Genomic DNA, 22,073 nt, shown 5'->3' with positions numbered 1-22,073 from the left:
AAATAATAACATCTTAGGGTTAGTTAAAAGGGGGCCAAAATCTATCATTGCTCCGATACCAATAAATAAAACTAGTGGAAATAATTCGTTTGCAATTCCCATACTGAATAAATTATCTATTATTCCTATTTCCTCATGTCCTCCAATAATTTGTGTTATTGCTCCTGAGAAAGGAATATTCACAAGAATTGCACCAAAGCCTATTGGTAATAATAGTGCTGGTTCAAAATCCTTTTTAACTGCAAGATAAATAAGTACTGCTCCAATAACCCACATTATAACTTGCTGAATTGTTATGGAAGTAATACCTCTTAGTAAAAAATCCATTAAATATGCCTCCTTTGTTTAGTGAAAATTAACAAATACTGTATTGCTACATACGATTTTTATTATACCCCAAAAATATATTTTAGTATATAAATTAATAAATATATTCTACCCTAAAACCTAGAATATTTTCTATAAATAAAAATATTTAACAAAAATATATAACAATAGTAAGAAAAATAGTTGGTCCTATTTTAATATTTTAAATAGGACCAACTATTTTAATCGAAAAGGCTAATTACTAATAACCTTTTTATTTAAAAATTCTTCCATCTCATCTTTAGGTAGTGGTCTACTAAAAAGATATCCTTGAATCTTATTGCAACTCATCTTTTTTAATACATTGAGCTGGTCCTGAGTTTCAACTCCTTCAGCTATTACTTCTAAATTTAAACTATGTGCCAATTTAATGATTGTATCCATAATTAATTCTTTATTGTTACTTTCATTAATATTATCAATAAAGGATTTATCAATTTTTAAGGAATCAATTGGCAATTTCATTAAATAATTTAGAGATGAGTATCCTGTACCAAAGTCATCCATAGCTATATTCACACCTAAACTCCTAAGTTCTTCAAGAATCCTAATATTCTCATCAAGAAATTTCATACTGACATTTTCAGTTATCTCTAGTTGAAGATATTTAGGATTTAATCCACTTTCCACTAAAGCATTTTTAACAACCAAGGTAAAATCATCATGTTCAAGCTGAAGGGGCGAAACATTAATTGATACTTTAATAGGTGCAAAACCCTTGTTTTCCCACTCTTTATTTTGTTTACAAGCAGTGGTAAGCACCCATTTCCCAAGTTCGTTAATGATTCCTATTTCTTCAGCTATAGGAATAAAAACTAAGGGAGATATTAACCCCTTAGTAGGGTGTTGCCATCTAATTAAGGCTTCTACACTATCAACTTTTTCACTGTTTGCATCAACTAGGGGTTGGTAGTGTAAAACTAGTTCGTTTTTTTCAATTGCTCTAACTAAATATTTTTGTATTTCTACTTTATTCTCAATCTCCTTAGTCATTGCATCAGTATAAAATTTATAATTGTTTTTCCCTACTTCTTTTACCTTTTGCATTGCAATATCTGCGTTCTTTAAAACCTGTAAAGAGTTCCTTCCTTGATCTGGGAAAGTACTAATTCCTATACTGGTTGATAGAGTAACTTCATTATTATTTATATTTCTTATTTGTTCTAATGCCATCAGTATTTTTTTTGTAAATTCAATAACTTCAGTAATCTTTGTATACCTTGGCATAACAATAACAAATTCATCACCGCCAACTCTTGCTGGTATTAGTCCATCTTTACACAAATGTTTAATTATATTACTAACTTTTCTAATTGCTTCATCACCAAAGGTATGGCCTAAGGTATCATTTAAATTTTTAAAATTATCCAAATCTATAAATAATACGGCTCCTTTTGTATTATTTAACATAGCTTCACTTATAATAACATTTAAATTTGTTTCAATGTTAATTCTATTTGGAAGACCAGTAAGGGTATCAAAGAATGCGTAATTTTCAAGCTTAGCATACAAAATTTCATATTCCTCTTTGCAATTTTCAAGCTCTTTTTTTATTCTTAATTCTTCTGTTATATCTTCATGAGTTCCTATTATACATAATGGTTTTCCCTTTTCATCTCTAGCTATAACTTTCGCTCTAGATAAAATATTAATATGCTTTCCTTCACTATGGTTTACTCTGTAGTTTAATGATAATTCATCAATAAATGGTAATTTGTAAAGCTCTTTCTGAATTAAATCTCTATCTTTGGTCTCCACATGTTTTATCCAATCCTCGTAAGAGTTTCCTATTTTATTTTGTTTATATCCCAATATACTTTCCCAATTTTCACTATAGGAAATAACATTAGACTCTCTCTTCCAAATCCAATAGATATATCCATTTTCAGTCGTGGCAAAACTCATTAGTTTATGGTAATTTTCGTCATTTCTATTCATAAATGTAGCTCCTTAAATTTGTCACTTCTTAGTTAAGTCATCTATAGGAAAATAACAAGTCATAAATAAAAAAGTTACCTAATGTTATATAAAAAACTGTCTATCTTAATAAGATAGATAGCTTCTATTAATGCAAAACAACACTAAACATACTCAGATATAGACAAGTCATTTTAAAAGATGTCCATAATACAGGAGAGCCTTTATATTTATCTCTAAGTACTCCTATGTTTATAATCGAAACATTTTTAGAATTTTAAAGTACTTGCAAAATAAAAATTAAACTCTTAGGATTTTATACAGTTTAGTAAAATCTATACCTTTACTCTCACTATCCTTTATAAAACAAACGTACTATTATTTCTAAATTTAGACCTTCCAATATGCTTACATAAGTAAACAAGCTGGAAATTAGCTTCTAGACTCAATATAAATTATTAAATCTAGAATAACTCGTAGCTTGTTCCCTTACTTCAAAATATTTTATGATGCAAAAAATAAGTATTTTCTTTTGCCCCTAATTTTTATTAACTGGTAAAAAAACTGTAAATCGACTACCTTTTCCAACTTGACTTTCAACAGTAATTTTACCTTTAAGTACCTTTACAATATGTTTTACAATTGCAAGCCCTAATCCAGTTCCATCAATTTCATTAGCCCTAGATTTATCTACTCTATAGAATCTATGAAATATTCTAGATAAGTCTTCTTCACTAATTCCAACACCATCATCTTCTACTATAAATATAGCTTCCTTTTGTTTTATGGTACAACTTACACGTACATTTCCACCTGTAGGAGTATATTTTATTGCATTATGAATTAAGTTTAAAAACAACTGCTTAAACCAATCCTTATTACACAGTTTTAGTTCAAAGTCTTCTGGAATATCAAAGTGAAGATTTATATTTTTGCTTTCTGCTAAATATTCTACTACACTCTTTAGTTCTTTAAATATACAATTTATATTTAAATTTGTGCAGCCCTCTTCATCATAGTCATGAACGTTTTCTAATACTGCAAGATTTAACATATTCTGTGTCAACGTCTTTAACCTATTAGTTTCAGATTCAATAATGTTCATAAATCTTTCTCTTTGCTCTTCACTTTTATAATTTCCGAGTCTTAGGGTCTCTAAAAATCCGCTAATGGTAGTAAGTGGAGTCTTAAGTTCATGGGATGCATTAATTATAAAATCTCTTTTTAAACTTTCTGATTTCTTTATTTCTGTAATATCCTCAAAAACTAGAACTACACCTTTATTTTCTGGGGTGCCTTCGTAAGAAAATAAATTTGTCTTTACTTGATACACAAAAGCTGGATCAAACTTAAAGGTCATCTCCTTAGTTTCATGAGGTTCCCCCTTTAAAGTTGCTTCAATAAGCGCTAGTATGGAATCGTTATGGATTAAGTTATAAATATTAGCTCCTTCTAAAGTATCTTCATCTAAATTAAGAATATCTTTAGCTAACTCATTTATTAAGATTATATTGCCACTGGTATCAAAGGCTAAAATCCCATCTACCATACCAATGGTTATTGCTCTTAACTTTAAGTTTCTATAATTCAACATATTTATATTACTTTCAATAGTCTCTGCCATATAATTAAATGTATTACCCATATCCTCTATTTCATCACCAGTATTTATTACAACTCTTTTTTTAAAGTTACCTTTAGCAATTTGCTTAGAAACTGTAGTTATATCATTTATTGGCTTTAAAATTCTTTTACTATAGGCATATCCAATACTTATAGTGGTGAAAATACCAATAATTATTGCAAAACCTATATTTCTAATTAATATTTGAGTAAGTTTATGAAGATAATCTAAGGGACTTTGAAGTCTTACTATTATTACATTGTTTTGTACCTGTACTGCAGGCATAACCACTGAAACATATGTTTCTCCATTTATACCATTGTTAACTAATACAGTTTTATTGCCCTTTAAGGAACTTTCTAACTCTGGATTTCCATTAATGCTATGAAATTCAATGTTGTCCATGGAATCAGCAATAAGCTGCCCCTTTGAGTCTATAAAAGTAATTCTTTGACTTGTTTCTCGCTGTAACTCTTTAGCAAAGTCTTTATAATTTATCTCCTCATGTTGTCTATTAATTAAAACTTTATTAATTAGGTATCCATTGCTTATTAATCGATCGGAAGCACTATTAATAAGAGATTGCCTTATTAATCCTATAGCTAATACTCCCGTAATTACAGAACTTACTAATATTACTATTAAACATCCAGCAATTAGCTTCTTTTTCATCTGCACAACTCCTAGTACAATGTATATTTATATTTAAAACTGTAGTTTTATTTTAGCTTATAACCTAATCCCCTTACTGTCTCAATTAAGTTTGGATACTTTTCATCATCACCTAATTTCTTTCTCAGCTTTCTAATATGTACATCCAAGGTTCTAGTCTCTTCTATTAACTCATAACCCCAAACCTGTCTAAAAAGCTCCTGCCTTTGCACAATATTTCCTCTATTATGAGCTAGCACTTCTAGTAATTTAAACTCCATGTAGGATAAATTTACTTTTTCATCAGCCACAAACACTTCGCCCGTTTCATAGTCAATTCTAAGACTATCATTTTTAGTGCAAATATTTAAAGATGTATTACTTCCTTTAGCATCTATTCTTCGAAATATAGCTTTAATTCTTGCAATTACTTCACGTACGCTAAAGGGTTTAGACATATAATCATCTGCCCCAAGTTCTAAGCCTACTACTTTATCAATTTCATCACCCCTAGCAGTAATCATTATAATTACTGTATTAAAAAGTTTAGGGTGATTCCTAACTTTTTTGCAAATTTCAAGGCCATCTAAGCCTGGCAACATTAAATCAAGCAAAATAACATCTGGCATAGCCTCCTCACAAATACCTATAACTTCATTACCCTTATCACAAGTTATAACTTCAAACCCGTTACTCTCTAGATTTACTTGTAGTAATTCTAGAATATATTTCTCATCATCTACAATTAAAACTTTTTTATCCATTCTTTAACCCCTAACTACATAATTTTTAAACTTTAAACATAAGGAACCAAATTTATTGCCAGTATTACACATGCTCCTTGTCCCTAATATTTTCTAAGATATATCTCTTACCTTAGAAACTTACAATCATACAACTAATTTTATATTTACTAAATTATAAGGTTTACAATTTAGTTGGCTAATACTCCCAATAGAATTGAAAAATTACTATTTGTTTGATTTTTGAACTATTTTACAATAATAAAGTATAAATTAAAAATTTTTACATCAATTTTATTATAAAGTCTAATGATAAAAAATTAAAGGGGAAAACCTATATTTCCCCTTTAATAATTATTCTAACCTTTTCAATTCTTTTCTCTTTCACTTCTTCAACTTTAAAAATTATACCGCCGTATTCAACTGTTTCATTAACTTCGCTAGGAATATTATCAATCAAATCTACTACAAATCCACCGATAGTATCTGAGTGTTCTGACTGTAAGTTGATGCTGAAATAATCATTAACCTCATTTATGGATAATAATCCATTTACAATATAGGTATCAGTATCAATTTTTTTTATGTAGGGTTCAGCATCATCATACTCATCAAATATATTCCCCATAACTTCTTCTATTAAATCCTCAATAGTAACAATACCAGCAAAGCCACCATATTCATCAATTAAAATTGCCATATGGTTATTAGACTTCTGTAGCTGTTTAAAAAGATTATCTATATTTTTTGTAACTGGAACAAAATATGGAGTTCTAAGTATGCTTCTTATATCAACCTTATCAAAACCATGTATACTTGCTTCAATAATAAAGTCTTTCATATATAAAATTCCAATAATATTATCTACATCTTCCTCGTATACTGGAATTCTAGAATACTTTTCTTCAAGTAGTTCCTCTAAAATTTTTTCAGAAGGTGAATTTATATCTATTAAAAACACCTCTGTTCTAGGTGTCATTATTTCTTCAGCAATGGTATTGTCAAATTCAAAAATACTTTCTATCATTTCTTTTTCTGTCTCATTTATTACCCCATGTTCTTGACCCACTTCAATTAATGAACGTATTTCTTCCTTCGAAACTTTCTCTTCCAGATTCTCAATTTGAATACCTGATATTCTAACTAATAAATTAGTTGAGTTAGACAACAATTTAACAAAAGGAATAGTGATTTTTGAAATATAAACTATTGGCTTAACTGCAAACATTGCAATTGCCTCTGACTTTTGTAGAGCTATTCTTTTAGGGTATAACTCTCCAAATACAAGAGTAAAATATGAGAGTATAATGGTTATAATTATTATTGAAATCTTACTACTATATGGTATATTATATTTACTTAAATAGCTTGAAAATCTAGTTGATAATCCGGTGGCGGCTGAAGCACTGGCAAAAAATCCTGCTAGAGTTATTCCAACTTGAATTGTAGCTAAAAATCTACTCGGTTCTTCCATAAGTTTTTCTAGTAAAATTGCCTTATCATTACCCTCATCAGAAAGAATTTTAAGCCTATTTTTATTCAGTGATACTATGGCCATTTCTGCAGATGCAAAGAAAGCATTTATAATAGTAAGAATACCTATTAATATCATTTGAAATACAATACTGTTGTTAGAACTTGAGTTCATTACCTGTCCCCCTTGCAACTGATTATGTGAAATTTAATTAAATCAATTTAAGTATTTTAGTTTTTTCAAAGTTTCTCCATATTAATATTTTATAATTATCATATTATTATTTTGCACAAATTAAAAATTATAAGTCCTTATATACTTAAATTCTCTGAAAATTTTTAAGTTTATTGATATATTTTCATATTGTATCGTTTTTTTGTTGAAGTGGTAGTAAAAATACTATTTAAATTTAAAATGTTTATGCTAAAGATAAAGGATAGCATCTTGTAGTGCTATCCTTGTTTTGATTTTGTTAGTGTTAAAAACTTATTTAATTTATGCTAACCCTGATATATTCTTATAAGCTATATATTTATAACTGTCCATATTAATTTCTTCTATTTTTTCCCTAATTAAATCTACTAATGGACCATATTCTTCAAAGAATACAACAACTATATCTCCTGGCTCGCTATTCTCTATAGCCAATCTTAAAGCATCTTTTTCATTTAATATAATATTAAGAGCCTCTTTCTTATAGCCAGTTGATATTACCCCTTGTCGAAGAATTTCAGCTACTTCTCCTTCTTTTCGTCCTCTTTTATCTAAGTCCTCCTTAATGTAAATATAATCAAAGTATTGAGAAGAAATCTTTCCCAAATCTTCAATATTTCTATTTAATCTGTCTCCTGGCACTCCAATAACGCCAATTAATCTATTTTTCTTAATATTTCTTAATCCTTCCATAACAGCTTTATAGCCTTCAACATTATGCCCATAATCTAGTACTACTGTTATTTCCCCTACTTTGTATACATTAAATCTTCCTGGATTAAGTTCTTCATTACAATAGAAAGTAGCTAAACCATTTTTAATTACTTCATAATCTACACCTAATCCTACTAATGCACCACAAGCCGCCATAGCATTTTCTACATTATATTGAAGATTACCATCAAAGGTTATTCCTATATCCTTTATACTCATAAGATTAATCTTACTTTCTTCATGTTCAATACATAGACATCCATCTTCTACATATACTCCATATCCACCTTTTTGTATGTTATTTTGAAGATATGGGTTTTCTTTATCCTTAGAGAAAAAGATAATGTGGCTTTTCATTTTGTCTATGATAGTTAAGCTCATTTCATCATCAGCATTTAAAATTACATAACCATCAGGTTTTACAGCTTCTCCAACTAGAGATTTTACATGTGCTAAGTTCTCTAGGGTGTCAATTCCATCTATCCCAAGATGATCATCTGTTATATTGGTGATTACACTAACATCTGCTAGGTCATAGGCAAGACCTGAGCGAACAAGCCCACCTCTTGCGGTTTCTAGCACCGCTGCATCTATTTCCCTATTGAACAATATAGTTTTTGCACTTTGTGGTCCTGTTGTATCACCTTTTCTTATGCATTTGTTATTGATATAAATGCCACCTGTTGTGGTCATCCCTACCTTACGTCCCCAAAGTTGCATTACATGACTTATTAATCTTGTAGTAGTAGTTTTACCATTAGTACCAGTAATTGATACAATAGGAAAAGTTTCTGTGCTATCCTTAAATAACATATCTACTATCTTTTCTGCTACATTTCTACTCTTACCCATAGAAGGATAGTGATGCATTCTTATTCCTGGTGCAGCATTAATTTCTACAATTACCCCTTCATCACCTAAAGGTTTACTAATATCTTTACAGATTATATCAATTCCACAGATATCTAATCCAATTGCCGAAGCTGCCCTTTGACAGATTTCTACGTTTTCTCTACAAATTATATCTGTGCAATCAAGAGCCATACCACCAGTTGATAAGTTTGCATTCTCTCTTAGAGTTGTTTCTTCATCTTTCTCTAAAATTGTGTTTAAGTTATATCCCTTTTTCCCAATATGCTGAAGCATTTTATCATCTATTTTAATTTTTGTAAGTGGTTTTTCGTGGCCTTCCCCTCTAAGAATATCTTTATTTAGTTCTTCAATTAGCTGTTTTATTGTGTTCTTACCATCTCCAATTATAAATGGTGGAGTTCTTTTAGAAACTGCAACCACCTGACCATCCACTACACAAACTCTATAGTCATCTCCTTGAACATATTTTTCCATAATTATATCTTTATACTCTTTAGAAAGTATCTTATAGCATTTAAGTAATTCTTTCTCATCTTTAATGTTTGCATAAACTCCTTTGCCTTGGTTGCCAAACTGTGGCTTAAGCACTAAAGGAAACTCTATACACATTGCTTCTTCTAATAAATCCATAACACTGTTAATTTTTGTTCCTTGTGCAACTGGTAAACACTGAACTTCAAGTATTTGTTTTGTTAGATATTTATCGCATGCCGCATCCACAGCTATAGTACCTGTATTTTCACCAATGGTGGCTTCTATTCTTTTTCCAAACTTTCCATATCCTAATTGGAAAATACTCCCATTTCCAATTTTTAATACTGGTATACCTCTTTTTTTAGCTTCCTCACAAATAGCAAGGGTACTTGGTCCAATTTGCTCTTTTAATAAAGTTTTTTTAATTTCCTCTACTCTTTCATTTAAATTAACCTCAGATCCTTTTATAAGAGAATTAACAAATTCTACTATGGTTTTTCCTATATGCAAAGCAGTATTTGGGTATATATATTCAAATATAATATAATAATTATCTCCTTGAATTTCTCTTGCCTTTCCATACTTTGCATCTAATCCTAACCTGTTTTGAATAGCTATTATACAATGTTCACAAATATGTGCTAAGTATGTTCCTTCTTTTAACCTTTTGACAAAGCCACCCTCCTCATCGATTCCACAACGATGAGTCTTTAACTCTGGAATGGCATTAACAAGACTTTCATTAAAACCCGGAATGGACTTGCTAGGTATTTCACAATATCCTTCTAAATCTAAATCCATTCTAATACACCTTTTATGGGAATAAATGTTTCTTCCCTCAAAAGTGTTAAAACTATTTATTTTCATTTTTTTCCTCCTTGTTTTCAAATGGCTGTCTTTTTGTTAAATCAAACCGATCATTACTCTTTAATACATGCATCTTCACATTAAACATTGATAATATTTCTTCTGGATTCTGCTCCGATACGTTTGTAAATGAAATATCACTTGCATCAATTACATAGACTGCGCCTGAACCAAGAACCTTAAAATACCCTTTCTCAGAAACTTCTATAGCTGTATCTTCATCAATACCAATACCAAGACATTCAGGATTTTCAGCAATAGCACCTAATAATCTTCCCACTCTACCACGTTGAGCGAAGTGTTGATCTATGATAACATCCTTGATTAACCCTAACCCAGGAGCCATCTTAATGGTACATTTTTTAGGGGAATCATCATTGGCGCCGCTGATAATCATAGTATCACTCATAACTGAAGCACCTGCAGAAGTTCCAACAAATATACACCCTTCCTCATTTATATCCTTGATTACTTTATAAAGTGGTGTGCCTCCTAAAAGACTTGTAATTTTCAATTGGTCTCCACCAGTAAAAAAAACTATTGATGCTGCTTTAAGCATATTTACATTTTTTTCTTCAAATGCATGGGTTCTGTCTTGTATATCTAAAATACTTATATTTTTCACACCTAAATTTTTAAATATTTTTGTATATTCCTTACCTACTTCCTCTGGAAGCTCTGTTGCCACTGTAGCAATTACTAGTTTTTCATTTTCTCTGTCTAATTTGCTACATACCTCCTTTAATATCTCCTTTTCACCCTTTTTATCCTCTGCCCCTCCAATGATAATTAAATTACCCTCCAGCTTTGGTTCCAAATAAATCACCTCATCTTTTTTTTACGCATTCTATATTTTTTCCAGTAAAAAAAACTATTATACATGTTTTATATAGTTCTTTTAAAATGATAAAATATGCATGATTTTTTTGTAATTAGTATTGCTGAAAGTTTTTTACTTGTTTTCATACAATTAAAATATAATTATAGGATTAAATTTTGTTTTTGTTGTATTATAATAATTATATTTGATATTATTTTTGCCCAAATATATATAATATTATTTAAAACTCTTTCACAAACTTTATTTAAGTTATTAAATCCTTATAATATAATTAATACGAGATTGAAAAATTTGCTAGGAGGAAGTATTATGCTAAACTTTAAACCACTGACATTAGAGGATAAGGCTATATTTGACAAATACCTAAAACCTTATACATTTAAAACTTGCGAATATTCTTTTACCAGCTTGTTTATGTGGAGAAAAGCACTAGATATTCAATTTGCTATTTATAAAGATATGTTAATTATAAAGAAACTAGATTTTCAAGGCAGTTATCATCTAATGGAACCTATAGGCTATACTAGAGAAAATTTAAAAGAAGTAGTAAGTGACCTTATGAACTATAAAACTACCGAAGGGCTTGATTACCTTTTTAAAGATGCGGAAGAGCCCTTTATTCAGGACCTTAGAGAAGTCTTCGGAGATGAACTAATCATAGAGGAAGATAGGGATAATTTTGATTACATATATAGCAGTGAAAAACTCATTTCCCTTTCGGGGAAAAAGCTTCACAGCAAAAAAAATCATTATAACAACTTTATAAAAAATAATACATATAGAGTTGAACCCATTACAGATGAATTGATATGCGATTGTATAAAAGCTGCTAGAGAATGGTGTAGAAAAAATGACTGTAAGGGATATCTTTTATATGAGCTAAGAGCTATTGAAGAAATGCTAAAAAGCAATCATTATTTAGATTTTAAAGGCATGATAATTTATGTTAATGATAAAATCTCAGCTTTTACAATTGGTGAACAGGTCAATGATGAAATGGCAATTATTCACGTAGAAAAAGCTGATTCAACCATTAATGGACTTTATGCTTTTATCAACAAAACCTTTGTAGAAAACTATTTTAGCCATGTACCGTTTATAAACAGGGAACAAGATTTAGGTATTGAAGGATTAAGAAAGGCTAAGCTTACCTATCAACCAATAAGGCTTGAACCAAAATACTTAGTAAAATTTTAAAATAAAGCATTTAAAGCCCTCTATAAAATTTATAGAGGGCTAGAATTATTATATTAGTTATATTATTGATTTATTAACACCAAAACTCACAACAACAATCACAGCAATCACAACAATTATTGAAACATCCGCCACCAAAGCCACAACCTCTTCCAAATCCTAAATTAGACCCACATCCACAGAATAACAAAGGTAGTAAGAATAAAAATCCTAAGCCACCTAGACCTGTATTTTGATTGCAATTACATGGTGGGCAACAGTTATTATGATTATTTGGGTAATAATTTCCCTGTGTATAACTATTTGTTAATGCAGTATTAACATTTTCATTTTTGCTTAATTTAATTAATAATTTTCTTACTTCTGGATCACTCATTAGAGCATTTAATAACTCTTGATTTTCCATACACTTCAAACTCCCTTTATATATATTATTAAGGAATTATCAATGTGTTAATTTTAAGCTAGTATTGATAATTTCTTAAGTATATGAAACAGGTATTAAGGCTTATTAAGCAGTAATATTTTTATTTCCTCAAGACTTTTACAATTATAAAAAACTTTTAACTTGAAAGCCTTTATAATGTTAATTCTGCATTAGTCCTCTAGAGGAAAGTACCAGATGGAATACTAGTTGGTTACCTTGTTTTCTCTAGAAGTCTTACTATATATTATGAAGTAATATGGATTTTGTTAACTAAATTTAAATTTCCCTGTTACTCTAAGTAATTAATTAAATTTTTTCTATTTTTTTGTTTTTCTTTTATATTATTTAATTGTGCAGTTGACATGTGATCCCCATTATAACTTATATACTTTTCAGTTTTTTCATAATTTGCTTTTGCATTTTCTAATTCGTTGTTTCCTGAATTGTTTCCATAAGCTATTTTATTTTCTAAATTTTCTATTTGCTCAGATCTTTCCTTTTGAATTTCATGAGCATGATGAATTTGATTTTTAGATGCTATATCTGAATGTTGTTCCAAATGTCTTTCAGTTCTTACATAGCTATCCATGAGATTTTCTAATTCACCTACTCTATTTTTCATTTCTTCCATGTTGTTTTTATTCATAATAAATACCTCCTCTTTTGTTTATACTAAGACATGAAAATACTACAATAATTATCCCAGATTACTGTAGTATTTTATGCAGAAAATTAGGTTAAATACTATTAAACCATAACCTTTAAATGAGAATTTCTACTTTCATGGAACAAAGTTCAATTCTTTTAAAAGGATGTCAATAACTTTGACATCCTCTACTTAAAAAAACTTAAAAATTCTCTTTCTTAATTTTTAACTTCTTTGTTCAAAGCTTCTGTTAAAACATCTTTTCCAGTGAGCTTTTCAGTTAAAACTAAAGACATCATATTCTCAAACACATTGGGAATATTTCCATTCCCTGATCCCATAACAATAGTTGGCACTAATGGAATCTTTCCATCTTTTATAGCTTCCGTAAAAGAGCCCATGACTTCCTTCATTACATAGTATTGAGGATTTCCATAAGCCTGAATTTGCGCCATATAAGCATCACCCTTAGCTTTACCAACTTCTCTTTCACGGAAAGCTTCTGACTCTCCAATAGCTTTAATTCTTGTAGCTTCAGCTGTACCAGTTTTCTCTACTTCATATGCCCTTGCTACAGCCTCTTTCTGTATTTTTTCTGCATTGGCATTAGCAAGATTTATCATACTTTCAGATTGAGCTTCCGCATCTTTAATAGTTTGATATTTCTTACCATCGGATTCTTGTTGTGTTTTATATTTATTTGCTTCTGCTAACTTTTGAATCTTTAATGCCTCTTGAGTTGCTAGTTGAAGTTCCGCTTTACCTTTATTTTCCTGAATCTGAATATTAATGTTTGATTCAGTTAAATCCTGTTGCTTAGCTGCAATAGCTCTAGCTTCATTTAATTCTTTTTCTTTTTCTGAAGATTTTTGTTGAGCATTAAAGGTTTCTATTTGCTCTCTTGCCACTTGTCTATCTCTAAGTTGAGCTAAAATTGTCTCTATTCGATTATCTGCCTTTGAAGGAGCTGGAGTACCTATTAAAACCTCTTCAAGCTCTAAATCATAATGTGTAAATTTTTCCTTCATCTCATTAGAAGCTCTTTTTTGTATTTCATTCCTATTTTGAATGAGTTCTATTAGAGTCATAGTTTGACCTACATTCTTAAAATATCCAGCTATCATTGGGTCTATGGACTGCTCTATAAGCATTTTTACATCCCCAAATCTTTGTATAACACTAGAAGCTTTCTTATAATCTATATGGAAAACTACGGTTAAAGGAAGAGAAGGCTCAAAAGCATCCTTTGTTATTAAAGATACTTCTTTTAGATTCTCATCTAACTTATGCCCACCAATCTGACCACTTATCCATTTTAAAATAACATTGGTAGTTGGAAGCTTAACTATTTTAGCAGCATAAGTATTTAATGCATATTTTCCTGGTGGCAAAGCATGTTGCCAAATACCTCTACAACCTTCTGCTACCAGTTCACCATGCTTATACTCTTCTCCAGAAACATCAATTCCTCGCTCTCCATGGTAAGAGTTAATTACTCCCACCTCTCCGATATTAATAATTGTTTTAGGAATGAATTCTATAGTAGCAAACAATCTATTAATAAAGTAAGTTCCATCAACTAAAGAAGAATATTGTTTTCCTCTGAATCCACCAGCTCTTAGAAATTTTTCAATATCTTGAAAATTATTATGATAAGTATCCTCTTCATTTGGATTAGCTCCTACTGAAGGTGCAATAATAGCACCCTCTGGTAAAGTTTTACCATCATGAACTGTTACTACTCCAATAGTATCTTCTGCATCACTAATTACTACTGGCTGAAAACCACCTCTACCTTTTAACATTCTTGTCATCTCATCTATTGCCATAGCTTCGGCCTTATCCCTCATTGGAAGATAATAGGTCTTATCCTCTGTTATAATTATAAATTGTGCTAAATTAAAAGCATAGGTACCCTCACGAAGTATTCCTCTTTGTGGTCCTTTTTGCCCTCCATTTAGCAAAAAACCCTTAACATCCTGAAAGTTATTGCCTTCCTTTACAATCCTACCTAAGGTTTGAATTGGATCCATAGGCTGCCCATCTCTTGCAAAAACATATCCTATCTTTCCTTGTGGAATTGTTATAAGTGGTTCTACACAAACCCTATACATTAAAGGAGTTCTTAAGTGGAACCCACCTCTTAATACATTGGGTTGAAATCCTGATTCTCCGTTAAGTGCAATAATCCCCCCATCTTTTATTGACCCTTTAAAGCTCCACCATTTTTCTACAATACCCACACAGTCACTAGGAATTATTCTAATTCCTATTACCTTGAGTAGAATAAAAAAAAGTATTAATGCACCAACTACTAGATAAACAATTGGTGGAATCATTTTTAAATATTCCATAAGTTTTACTCCCCTCATAATTAATTAATATGTACAAAAAAATACTTAAAACTTTAACCACAATATGAAAATAGAAAACTAGGGATAAATGTAAATATATTAATATATATGTCTTCCTTTTAGATATAGAATAAAAGCATAAAAAAAAAAGAGCGCTATGCTCTTTTTATTTAACTATTATTTTATCAGCAGGTTTTTTTAAAAACTCATATAAGGTTTTACCGCGCAGTACCATTGAAAGAATACCCTTTATAGTTAACACTGTAAGGGGTCCTAATATAAGTCCTCCTGGTCCTATTAATTTAAATCCTACATAAATTCCCATTAAGGTAACTAGTGGATGAACTCCAATTTGACTGCTTATAATTCTTGGTTCAATGACTTGTCTTACAATCAAAATAACCAACCACATTAAAACCAATCCTACTGCTAAAAATATTTTTCCTACTAATAAGTTATATATAGCCCAAGGAATAATAACTATTCCAGTGCCTAATACAGGTAGTAAATCAATGATACTAATTAATATGGCTATTATTAATGCATATTTCACCTTTAATATTGATAACCCTAAAAATAACTCACTAAAGGTAATTATAAGTATTATTATGTAGGCCTTAATTAGTTTCAATATGGACACAATAGAATCGTTCTTCATAATCCTTATGTTGTTGTGCCATTCTTTGGGCACTTGAGACTTCAAGTAGCCTATAATTATGTATTTTCCACTAGCAATAAAATATGTGGAAATTATAGTAGTAAGAGTAAATAAAAGAATTTCTGGGAAAGAAAAAGCAGTATAAAAAGCTCCTTTAACTATTTTATTTATAATGTTCATAAAATAACTTACTAAGTTAATAGCCATGCTTTCTATATGACTTGTAAATTCCTTAGGCATTTCAAAGTTAAGTATCTTTATTTGACCACTAGAGAGTTTTTGAATATTATCATATAATTCACCTATAAAACCAGGCATAAAATTTATTATTTCTTTTAACTGCTCAATTAAACCTGCAATTATTAACAAGATGATAATTCCAATTATGCTTATTATAAAAATCAAGCTTATTAGTGCTCCAATCTTTCTTGGTATTTTCATCTTATTCGATAAAAGTTTAATTACTGGCTCCATTAGTTGGGCTATTAAAAATGCTATAATAAAAGGCAAAAAGTATTTTATAGATTTATAAATTAATACAAGACCTATAATTATGCCTATTGCAACTAAGGATATTTTTAAAAACTTTTTCCTATCAATGTTATATATTTTTTCCAAAACTATAACTTCACCTCCAACGATTTCTATGTTTAATAAAATTATACATAATTCTACTCTATATTACACTAAAAATTCAAATTTAAATATAGCTTAATAATATAATTATGGTCATAAGCTTATTATTAAATTCGCCTTTTAACATTTTTTTACATCTGAATCCCATTTAGTTGCATGAATATTAAAAAAGGCAAATGCTAAGCATCTGCCTTTTGTATTATTCACCTAAGAACATTTTCATGTCATCTTCTACTGTTGTTATTCCACCTATACCAAAGCTTTCAACTAAAACTTTAGCTACATTTGGTGATAGGAATGCTGGTAAAGTTGGGCCAAGGTGAATATTTTTTACTCCTAAGTATAATAGGGAAAGTAATACTATTACAGCCTTTTGCTCATACCATGCAATGTTATAAGATATTGGTAATTCATTAACATCTTCTAGTTCAAATACTTCTTTTAATTTTAATGCTATTAAAACTAATGAGTAAGAATCATTACATTGTCCTGCATCAAGTACTCTTGGGATTCCACCAATATCACCTAAGTTTAGTTTGTTATATTTATATTTAGCGCATCCTGCTGTTAAAATTACTGTATCTTTTGGAAGTGCATTTGCAAAGTCTGTGTAGTAGTTCCTGCTCTTAGCTCTTCCATCACAACCAGCCATTACAAAGAATCTTCTTATTGCTCCACTCTTAACTGCATCTACAACTTTATCCGCTAATGCAAATACTTGGTTATGAGCAAATCCTCCAATGATTTCTCCTGTTTCGATTTCTACTGGAGCAGCACATTTTTTAGCATGTTCAATGATAACTGAGAAGTCTTTTTCACCCTTTTCATTTGCATCAATGTGAGTTAATCCCTCAAAACCAGTTACACTTGTAGTATAAACTCTTTCTTTGTATGAAGCTTTAGGTGGTACTAAACAGTTTGTTGTCATTAATATTGGTCCATTGAATTTTTCAAATTCTTCAGTTTGTTTCCACCATGCGTTTCCATAGTTTCCTGCAAAGTGTGAGTATTTTTTGAATGCTGGATAGTAGTGAGCTGGAAGCATTTCACTGTGTGTGTAAACATCTATTCCAGTTCCTTCTGTTTGCTCTAATAATTGCTCAAGATCTCTTAAGTCGTGTCCGCTAATTAAGATACCAGGATTTTTTCTAACCCCAATATTAACTTTTGTTATTTCTGGGTGCCCATAAACTTCTGTATTAGCTTTATCAAGTAAAGCCATACCATCTACCCCATATTTTCCTGCCTCTAAGGTTAGAGCTATATAATCATTAACTGTTAATGTGTCATCTAAGGTAGCTGCTAAAGCTTTATGCATAAATCCATGTACTTCATCGTTGTCATAACCTAAATGCATTGCTTGTTTTAAATATGCAGATACTCCTTTTAATCCATAAGTTATAAGTTCTCTTAAAGATCTTATATCTTCATTTTCAGTAGCTAAAACTCCTACAGTCTCTGCTTTTGCATTGAAATCTTCTACATTGTTTGCAAACCAGATAGCTGCATCTGGAAGACTACTTTCTTCTTCTCTTTTAAATCCTACAAAAGAAAGCATTTTCTTTAACCAGTTTTCATTAGCATTTGAAACACCTAAGTTTGCACCTGATTTAATTACTTGTTGCTTTAATTCTTCTCTTAATTGTAATCCTCTTCTAACTCTCTGAATGAACACATTTCTATCAAAGTTAGCATTAGTAATTGTAGCAAATAATCCTTCAGTGATAAATTTATCTACTTCTTTATTAATCACACCAACTTCTCTTCCTTTAACACTATAAACTGATATACCTTTTAGTATATATATTAATAAGTCTTGTGCTTTTGCTAAATCTTCTGTTTTACCGCACACACCTTTCACTGTACATCCTTTGCAGCCTGCTGCTTCTTGACATTGATAACAAAACATACTCATTATTCATTCCTCCATACATATTTATTTCTGATTAATTTTTTTATAAATTATTCTTTTATATGTTAAATTTTCTAGGTTTGCTTGTTTATTGCATTTCCTTGCTACAAGATAAATTATACTAGGATACTCTACATTAATCGGTAACCTAAGTTACAGAATAAAATATTTTTAAATTTATTTTTTTATTGAGTTAATCTATATTTTTAACAGTAGTCATACTTATCCTTATAAGAATGACTACTACTGTCCACTAACTAATTATTTAAAAACTTCTTGAAAAAATAAAACCATCCTGTTGTTTCATATGGTTCAGAGTTAATTCTCAGAGAACATATCATATGTTAACAGAATGGTTTTATTGATTTTATTCATTAAAGGTTTGTCTAACCTTTAACATCATACTTCTTATAGGCAAATCATAAGGACATTTCTTTTCACAAGCCCCGCACTGTATACAATCCTTTGCTCTAAAAGTCATTGAAGAATATCTTTCTTCTGCCCATTGAGCTAAATTATACCTTTCCTTATAAGCACTAAATACAAACATAGTTGGAATATCTATTTTCTGAGGGCAAGGTGCACAATAACCGCACCTCCTACAAAAGGTTTCTCCTAACTCTCCAGCAATTTCCCGTGCCTTTTCCATATCTATATGTGAGAACGTCTCTTTTTTCATGACTGACTCTGCATTTATTATAACTTCGTCAATAGTTGCCATACCTGGGATAGCAGTAGTAACATTTTCATTTTTAAGTATATATCTAAGAGCTAAATCACCATTTTCTAGTGCGCCTCCAGCCATAGGTTTCATTGCTATAACTCCAATATTTAGTTCCTTCGCTCTTTTAAATAGTTCTTCACCTTGATTTTCAACAATATTATAAGGATACATTATGGTTTCAAACTTATCCATTTCAATAGCTACTTTAAGTAAATCCAAACTATGAGAAGTAATACCAATATGTTTAATCTTCCCTGAAACCTTAGCCTCAAGAAGAGCAGCATAGGCTCCATCTTCTCTAAATACTCTTTCTAATTCTTCTACAGTTCTTATATTATGGAGCTGATATAAATCTATATAATCAGTTTTAAAGTTTTTCAAACTTATTTCTATATCTCTCGCCATGGCCTCTTTATCTCTCACCATACTTTTAGTAGCCAAAATCCACTTTTGTCTTCTTCCCACTATGGCCTCTCCTATATATTCTTCAGATATGGAGTATCCCCTTGCACTATCTATAAAATTTATCCCTAATTCTTCTGCCTTCAAAAGCACCTTTTTAGTTTCTTCTACATTAATTCTTTGGACGGGTATACCTCCAAATCCTACAACTGATACCTTTAAGTCTGTCTTACCTAAGTTTTTATACTTCAAAAGACCCACCCCTTTCTGAAAAAATTATAACACATTTTCCCTACTATTAAGGGGATTTTGTTAACATTTATCCAAGTTATTCTTAATCCCTATAACTTTCCATACTTAATACCCTATAAAGTTTTAAGGTTATATATCTATATAAAATATTAATTTTTTATGTATACATAAATATCACTTTTACTTCATAAATAAATAGGTTATAGCTTGTTCGCAATTTGTAGAATCTTAAGATTATTTCATCAAAAGTTTACTTTTATACGGTTGTAATCGTTTTATTATAAGTTATAATAGTATTGTATGAATAATTTATTACTTAAAAGTAAAGAGGTGCTGTTATGGATAAAACTACAAATATTGAATGGGGTAAATTAGGGTTTAATTACATTAAGACAGATCTTAGATATGTATCCATATGGAAAGATGGAAGTTGGGATGATGGAAAGCTAGTTGAAGATAACAATATAACTATTAGTGAAGGCTCAACAGCCCTTCATTATGGACAACAATGCTTTGAAGGTTTAAAAGCTTACCGTACTGCTGATGGTAAAATACAACTTTTCAGACCAGATGAAAATGCTAAAAGAATGAACAATAGCTGTAAGCGTCTTCTAATGCCTGAGCTTCCAATTGAAAAATTCGTTGATGCATGCATTCAAGTTGTTAAAGCTAATGAGGCATATGTTCCACCATATGGAACCGGTGCAACTTTATATCTTAGACCTTACGTTATCGGTATTGGGGACAACCTAGGAGTTAAACCAGCTCCTGAGTTTCTATTTGGTGTGTTCTGTTCTCCAGTAGGACCATACTTCAAAGGCGGACTTGCTCCTGTAAACTTCATGATTTCAGATTACGATAGAGCTGCACCTTATGGAACTGGAGCTGCAAAAGTAGGTGGAAACTATGCAGCAAGTCTTTTAGCTCACGAAATAGCTGTTAAAAAAGGATTTGCAGATTGTATATATCTTGATCCACTTACTCATACTAAAATTGAAGAAGTTGGAGCTGCCAACTTTTTTGGAATAACTAAGGATAATAAGTTTATTACACCTAAATCTAGTTCAATTCTTCCAAGTATAACTAAATATTCTCTAATGCACGTAGCAAAAGAATACTTAGGCCTTGAAGTAGAAGAAAGAGATGTATTAATAGATAACTTAAATGAGTTTAAAGAAGCTGGTGCTTGTGGAACAGCAGCAGTAATTACTCCAATTGGTGGAATAGAATACAAAGAACAACTTCACGTATTCCATAGTGAAACTGAAGTTGGACCAATAACAAGAAAACTATATGACACTTTATGTGGAATTCAAATTGGAGAAGTTGAGGCTCCAAAGGGATGGATTGTTGAAGTTAAATAGTTTACTCTCAGTGTTTAAACAATTAATTTAATAAAAAATAAGGTAGCACTTTTAAGTGTTACCTTATTTTTTATTGCGTTATTTTCATAACATATCTAATAACTTATAAATAAATTATTTATTATGGCCTCTAACAGTATAATTCCTTATTTCCTCTTTCACACTTTTTACTAAGTTAACAATATTTTCATAGGCATCTAAAGTTCCTTTTGTAACTATTGGCCTTCCAAACGCTACCCAATGAAGCCTTCTTGAAGAAAATCCACCTATTTTCATAAGATTATTTACAGTTGGGGATGTATCTGCAAGAAAAAGTTCTTTTCTATTTCCATGAATAATTTCATAAAGGTCAGTGATTGCGGGTATTACAAGTTGTGGTTTGTATTGCCTACTTAAAGTATATACCTGACTCCCAAATTCATCCTCACCAATATATAGTAAGTGTCCTTGATCCTTTTTTGTGATTTTGTCAAAGGTTGGCAAACTTAACAATTCTTCTTTAGTTGGAATTTTATCCATAGGTAATTTGTTTGTATGAATATTTGCTGCTGTACAAGAAGAATGTGCTCCCCCTACATCGTGATAGATAACTATCATGGTTATTCACTTCCTTATATCAACTTTTTCTACTAATATTGTGATACTTATAACTTGTAGTAAGAGTATTATTCTTATTTTACATTGAAATTATGCCCCTTTTCCTAAAGTCATAAATAAATCCCAAAGTCAAGACCACCCGTAAAA

16 protein-coding genes are annotated in these 22,073 nt (G+C 30.3%); 2 read left to right on the top strand and 14 right to left on the bottom strand.

Features of this window, described 5'->3' with window-relative positions; translation table 11 throughout:
• From B3040_RS13225 to B3040_RS13195, 7 genes are all read right to left on the bottom strand, one after another.
• Positions 1–327: sodium ion-translocating decarboxylase subunit beta (locus B3040_RS13225; protein WP_291574050.1), on the bottom strand; the 327-nt coding region annotated here is incomplete at its 3' end.
• A 234-nt stretch (positions 328–561) separates the two neighbouring features.
• A complete protein-coding gene (locus tag B3040_RS13220; RefSeq protein WP_291574048.1) occupies positions 562–2,304 on the bottom strand; it encodes a bifunctional diguanylate cyclase/phosphodiesterase in 1,743 nt (580 codons plus the stop codon).
• 517 nt (positions 2,305–2,821) lie between these two features.
• Positions 2,822–4,579, bottom strand: coding sequence for a HAMP domain-containing sensor histidine kinase (locus tag B3040_RS13215; protein WP_291574046.1), 1,758 nt, complete (start codon positions 4,577–4,579; stop codon positions 2,822–2,824).
• Between the two features lie 47 nt (positions 4,580–4,626).
• A complete protein-coding gene (locus B3040_RS13210) occupies positions 4,627–5,322 on the bottom strand; it encodes a response regulator (RefSeq protein WP_291574044.1) in 696 nt (231 codons plus the stop codon).
• Positions 5,323–5,635: 313 nt separating this feature from the next.
• Complete coding sequence (locus tag B3040_RS13205) at positions 5,636–6,949, bottom strand: hemolysin family protein (protein ID WP_291574042.1); 1,314 nt, start codon at positions 6,947–6,949, stop codon at positions 5,636–5,638.
• 321 nt (positions 6,950–7,270) lie between these two features.
• Positions 7,271–9,916: a cyanophycin synthetase gene (gene cphA, locus B3040_RS13200; protein WP_291574040.1), complete on the bottom strand. Its 2,646-nt coding sequence runs from the start codon at positions 9,914–9,916 to the stop codon at positions 7,271–7,273.
• Positions 9,903–10,733, bottom strand: coding sequence for a cyanophycinase (locus B3040_RS13195; RefSeq protein WP_291574039.1), 831 nt, complete (start codon positions 10,731–10,733; stop codon positions 9,903–9,905). Before B3040_RS13195 ends, cphA begins: the two co-directional genes overlap by 14 nt.
• Positions 10,734–11,066: 333 nt before the next feature.
• On the opposite strand from B3040_RS13195, the gene B3040_RS13190 reads away from it, so the two are divergent.
• The gene (locus tag B3040_RS13190) at positions 11,067–11,954 is read left to right on the top strand and encodes a DUF2156 domain-containing protein (protein ID WP_291574037.1); all 888 of its coding nucleotides are present in this window, start codon (positions 11,067–11,069) and stop codon (positions 11,952–11,954) included.
• A 73-nt stretch (positions 11,955–12,027) separates the two neighbouring features.
• Here B3040_RS13190 and B3040_RS13185 read toward each other — a convergent pair whose 3' ends face one another.
• The 6 genes from B3040_RS13185 to B3040_RS13160 all read right to left on the bottom strand — a co-directional run bounded on the left by B3040_RS13185 (position 12,028) and on the right by B3040_RS13160 (position 19,965).
• Positions 12,028–12,360: a hypothetical protein gene (locus B3040_RS13185; protein ID WP_291574035.1), complete on the bottom strand. Its 333-nt coding sequence runs from the start codon at positions 12,358–12,360 to the stop codon at positions 12,028–12,030.
• A 310-nt stretch (positions 12,361–12,670) separates the two neighbouring features.
• Positions 12,671–13,027, bottom strand: coding sequence for a hypothetical protein (locus B3040_RS13180; RefSeq protein ID WP_291574033.1), 357 nt, complete (start codon positions 13,025–13,027; stop codon positions 12,671–12,673).
• Between the two features lie 218 nt (positions 13,028–13,245).
• A complete protein-coding gene (locus tag B3040_RS13175) occupies positions 13,246–15,381 on the bottom strand; it encodes an SPFH domain-containing protein (RefSeq protein ID WP_291574031.1) in 2,136 nt (711 codons plus the stop codon).
• A 166-nt stretch (positions 15,382–15,547) separates the two neighbouring features.
• The gene (gene ytvI, locus B3040_RS13170) at positions 15,548–16,657 is read right to left on the bottom strand and encodes a sporulation integral membrane protein YtvI (protein WP_291574029.1); all 1,110 of its coding nucleotides are present in this window, start codon (positions 16,655–16,657) and stop codon (positions 15,548–15,550) included.
• A 217-nt stretch (positions 16,658–16,874) separates the two neighbouring features.
• On the bottom strand, positions 16,875–18,590 hold the full coding sequence (gene hcp / locus B3040_RS13165) for a hydroxylamine reductase (protein WP_291574026.1): 1,716 nt from the start codon (positions 18,588–18,590) through the stop codon (positions 16,875–16,877).
• A 364-nt stretch (positions 18,591–18,954) separates the two neighbouring features.
• Positions 18,955–19,965 carry an aldo/keto reductase gene (locus tag B3040_RS13160; RefSeq protein ID WP_291574024.1) on the bottom strand — a complete coding sequence of 337 codons (1,011 nt, stop codon included), beginning with the start codon at positions 19,963–19,965 and terminating at the stop codon, positions 18,955–18,957.
• A 338-nt stretch (positions 19,966–20,303) separates the two neighbouring features.
• Between B3040_RS13160 and B3040_RS13155 the strand changes: the two genes are divergently transcribed.
• Positions 20,304–21,329 carry a branched-chain amino acid aminotransferase gene (locus B3040_RS13155; protein ID WP_017415562.1) on the top strand — a complete coding sequence of 342 codons (1,026 nt, stop codon included), beginning with the start codon at positions 20,304–20,306 and terminating at the stop codon, positions 21,327–21,329.
• A 114-nt stretch (positions 21,330–21,443) separates the two neighbouring features.
• Here the strand turns inward: B3040_RS13155 and B3040_RS13150 are convergent, their stop codons facing one another.
• Entirely contained in the window at positions 21,444–21,926 is a 483-nt protein-coding gene (locus B3040_RS13150) for a DUF3189 family protein (RefSeq protein WP_291574020.1), read from the bottom strand.
• Positions 21,927–22,073 lie beyond the last annotated feature (147 nt).

Origin of the sequence: Clostridium sp. UBA4548, from assembly GCF_002387895.1 — a bacterium.
GTDB lineage: Bacteria > Bacillota > Clostridia > Clostridiales > Clostridiaceae > Clostridium_J.
This window is presented reverse-complemented; position numbering and strand designations above follow the sequence as displayed.